Consider the following 4,134-nt stretch of genomic DNA (forward strand, 5'->3'; position numbering starts at 1 on the left):
GGGCGCCGCGGCGCCCGGCCCGTCGGCGTCATCCGGTGGTGAGACCCGGGCAGCCCACGACGTGCAGCGCGAACCGGTCGCCGTACCCGAGGATCGTCTGGTGGTCGGAGTCCGGCTTCTCCGTCATGATCTCGGGGCGGTGGGGCCCGGCATGGTCGACCCCGACGGCGTGCATGAGTTCGTGCAGGGACAGCCGGCGGGACCAGGGGTCCCCGGGGAAGGGACTGACCTGGCCGGGTTGGATCACCACGGATCCTTGGAGGATGAGGCCCCGGGGCCAGACGGCGCCGCCGCCGACCCCCGCCGCGCCGTGGGTGTGGAACATCGGGTGATCGCCGTAGGTCACCGAGATGGCGCCCTCTGCGTCCTTTTCGGCGGGGGAGCCCGGTCCGGTGTAGCGCAGGGGGAGTCCGCTGGCGAAGGCGAGGGTCTCCACCGCCCAGATGAGGTCAGCCTCGCTTCCGGGCGGGGCATCGAAGGACCGCACGGGGATCCCATGCTCACATGGCCAGTGGGCCAGGTACCCGTCGTCGGTGGTCTCGACGGCGTAGTCGAGTCCCGCGACCAGCCCGGCCGGCGGCGGGTAGTCCTCGGGGCGCCGCGGTGACCATTCCCCGCGCAGCGGCCGGGGCGCGGTGGGAATAGTGGTGTCCGCGGCGTTGGCCTCCTGTGGGCGGAAGATCCCGCCGTTGCCGCCGGAGAGCCGGGTTGCGCCCTCACCGATCGCCGCGACGGTGCCGCGATGCTCCTCAGGGACCTTGTCCAGGAGATAGGGGGTCGTGCCGACCACGGCCAGCGCGATCGCGACCGGCACCACCACCGCGAGGACGTAGATGACGAACCTGGTGGCGCGGGCCACCGGACTGTAGTGGTCCACCGCTACAGTCCCGCGGCGGTCGCGCCGTAGGTGGCCTGTTCCGGCGAGTAGCCCTCGTACTGGAGCTGTTCGATGAGGCCGGAGCGGGAGAAGCCGGAGATGTCGAGGTATTGCCTGGCAGATCGCGCGGCATTGCTCTGACCGGCGCTGCTATCGGCGGCCGCGAGCCCTGCGGAGGCGGGGGCCGGTGCCTCCGCGGTGGTGGTGACCTCGCGCGTCACGGTGGTCGTCGCGGTACTGATGACCGTGACGGTCGCGGCCTGACCTGCAGCGGTCGCCACGTCGTCGGTGTGCCCGCACGCGGTTACGACGACGACGAGAGGCACGCATGTTATCGCGGACCGCAATCGCCGGCGGGTGCGGAACCGGCCGGCGACTGCGGTCGGCGGGGTGGGGAGGGGGGAGGACGTGTCGGTCACGGGATCTGCCTGACGGGTCGAGGGGACAGTGGGTGAGGGGAGGCCAGCCGAGGCCTCTCAGAGTGTACTCAGACTCGGGCAGCGTTCACAGCGATCCGTGATGCAACGTTTAGGTTGAGCGGAATAGGCTCAACGAGCCGGTGGTTGTAGAGGGTGTCCGGCGGGAACGGCGCCGGCCTTGATTCCAGTACGCTCAAGTAAACGTCGAAGAAAGGACCGGTCGATGAGCCAGTTCAACCCCACGACCAAGACTCAGGCGGCTCTCTCGGCCGCCGTCCAATCCGCGTCCGCGGCGGGTAACCCGGATGTGCGACCCGGGCACCTGCTCGTCGCCCTGCTCGAGCAGCAGGACGGGATCGCCACCCCCCTCCTCCAGGCCTGCGGGGTGGACCCGCAGCTCGCCCTGACCCAGGCCAAGGCCCTCGTCAGCGGATACCCCAAGGCGTCCGGCTCGGGGATGGCCGCCCCCAACTTCAATCGCGACGCCCTCGCCGTCGTCAACTACTCCCAGACCCTCGCGGCGGAGATGGGCGACGCCTACGTCTCCACCGAGCACGTCCTGGTCGGCATCGCCGCAGGTCACACCGGTGGGGACGCCGCCAAGCTGCTCAACGAGCTCGGTGCCACCGAGGAGGCGCTCAAGCAGGCGTTCACCGCCGTCCGCGGCAACACCCGCGTGACCACGGAGAACCCCGAGGACCAGTACCAGGCGCTCGAGAAGTACGCCACGGACCTCACCGCCCGCGCGCGGGAGGGCAAGATCGACCCGGTCATCGGACGCGACTCGGAGATCCGTCGCGTCGTGCAGGTGCTGTCGCGCCGCACCAAGAACAACCCCGTGCTCATCGGTGAGCCCGGCGTCGGCAAGACCGCCATCGTGGAGGGCCTGGCCCGCCGCATCGTCGCCGGCGACGTCCCCGAGTCCCTCAAGGGCAAGACCCTGCTCTCGCTGGACCTGGGCTCGATGGTCGCGGGCGCGAAGTACCGCGGCGAGTTCGAGGAGCGGCTCAAGGCCGTGCTCGACGAGATCACCGCGGCCGAGGGCCAGATCATCACCTTCATCGACGAGATCCACACCATCGTCGGCGCCGGCGCGACCGGCGAGGGCTCGATGGACGCCGGCAACATGATCAAGCCGATGCTCGCCCGCGGCGAGCTGCGACTGGTCGGCGCCACGACCCTCGACGAGTACCGCAAGTACATCGAGAAGGACGCCGCCCTGGAGCGCCGCTTCCAGCAGGTGTACGTCGGCGAGCCCAGCGTCGAGGACACGGTCGGCATCCTCCGTGGCCTGAAGGAGCGCTACGAGGTCCACCACGGCGTGCGCATCACCGACTCCGCACTGGTCTCGGCCGCCACGCTCTCGGACCGCTACATCACGCAGCGGTTCCTGCCCGACAAGGCGATCGACCTGGTCGACGAGGCCGCCAGCCGGCTCAAGATGGAGATCGACTCGCGCCCCGAGGAGATCGACGCCGCCGAGCGGATCGTCCGCCGCCTCGAGATCGAGGAGGTCGCCCTGCAGAAGGAAACCGACGCCGCGTCCAAGGACCGGCTGGTCGCCCTGCAGGCCGAGCTCGCCGACGCCAAGGAGAAGCTGTCCGAGCTGACGGCCCGGTGGCAGAACGAGAAGACGGCCATCGAGGGCGTGCAGCGGATCAAGGAGGAACTCGACGCCCTGCGTACCGAGTCCGAGAAGGCCGAGCGCGACGGCGACTACGCCCGCGTGGCCGAGATCCGGTACGGGCGCCTGCCCGAGCTGGAGAAGCAGCTCGCCGAGGCCGAGGAGAGCGAGGCCGCGGCCGGCGCGATGCTCAAGGAGGAGGTCGGCCCCGAGGACGTCGCCGAGGTCGTCTCCGCCTGGACGGGCATCCCCGTGGGCAAGATGCTCGAGGGTGAGACCGAGAAGCTGCTGCGCATGGAGGACGAGCTCGGCCGCCGGGTCGTCGGCCAGCACGAGGCCGTGCGGGCCGTGTCCGACGCCGTCCGCCGCGCCCGGGCCGGGGTCGCCGACCCCAACCGGCCCACCGGCTCGTTCCTGTTCCTCGGGCCGACGGGCGTCGGCAAGACGGAGCTGGCCAAGTCACTGGCCCAGTTCCTGTTCGACGACGAGCGCGCCATGGTCCGGATCGACATGAGCGAGTACTCGGAGAAGCACTCGGTCGCGCGGCTCGTCGGTGCCCCTCCGGGCTACGTCGGCTACGAGGCCGGTGGCCAGCTCACCGAGGCGGTGCGGCGCAGGCCGTACACGATCGTCCTTCTGGACGAGGTGGAGAAGGCCCACCCGGACGTCTTCGACATCCTCCTGCAGGTCCTCGACGACGGTCGCCTGACCGACGGCCAGGGCCGCACGGTCGACTTCCGCAACACCATCCTCGTGCTCACCTCCAACCTGGGCGCGGGTGGGACGCGGGAGCAGATGATGGACGCGGTCAAGCGGGCCTTCAAGCCGGAGTTCATCAACCGACTGGACGACGTGGTCGTGTTCGACGCGCTCAGCGAGGAGCAGCTGGAGTCGATCGTCGACATCCAGATCGACCAGCTCGCCGAGCGGCTGAAGGCCCGGCGTCTGGTGCTGGAGGTCGACGACGCCGCCAAGGGCTGGCTGGCCCGGCGCGGGTACGACCCGGCCTACGGTGCCCGGCCGCTACGCCGCCTGGTGCAGAAGGCGATCGGGGACCGGCTGGCGCGGGCCCTGCTCGGCGGCGACATCCGAGACGGCGACACCGTGCACGTCTCGCTGGCCGAGGACGGCGAGACGCTCACCCTCGCCTGACACGGCGCCGCCCGCACGGCCGACGGGCCCGACCCCCCGGGGATGAGGGTCGGGCCCGTCTC

General features: G+C 70.7%; 3 protein-coding genes. 1 reads left to right on the forward strand and 2 read right to left on the reverse strand.

Annotated elements, in window-relative coordinates; translation table 11 throughout:
- Positions 1-28: 28 nt before the first annotated feature.
- Positions 29-877, reverse strand: coding sequence for a hypothetical protein (locus HMPREF3086_RS17080; RefSeq protein WP_246831037.1), 849 nt, complete (start codon positions 875-877; stop codon positions 29-31).
- A gap of 2 nt (positions 878-879) precedes the next feature.
- A complete protein-coding gene (locus tag HMPREF3086_RS17085; RefSeq protein ID WP_246831038.1) occupies positions 880-1,158 on the reverse strand; it encodes an Ltp family lipoprotein in 279 nt (92 codons plus the stop codon).
- 361 nt (positions 1,159-1,519) lie between these two features.
- Here HMPREF3086_RS17085 and clpB point away from each other — a divergent pair, with 361 nt between their 5' ends.
- Positions 1,520-4,072, forward strand: a complete 2,553-nt coding sequence (gene clpB / locus HMPREF3086_RS17090; RefSeq protein WP_070723142.1) for an ATP-dependent chaperone ClpB — start codon at positions 1,520-1,522, stop codon at positions 4,070-4,072.
- Positions 4,073-4,134 lie beyond the last annotated feature (62 nt).

The organism is Dietzia sp. HMSC21D01 (assembly GCF_001815995.1).
Taxonomy (GTDB): Bacteria; Actinomycetota; Actinomycetes; order Mycobacteriales; family Mycobacteriaceae; genus Dietzia; species Dietzia cinnamea.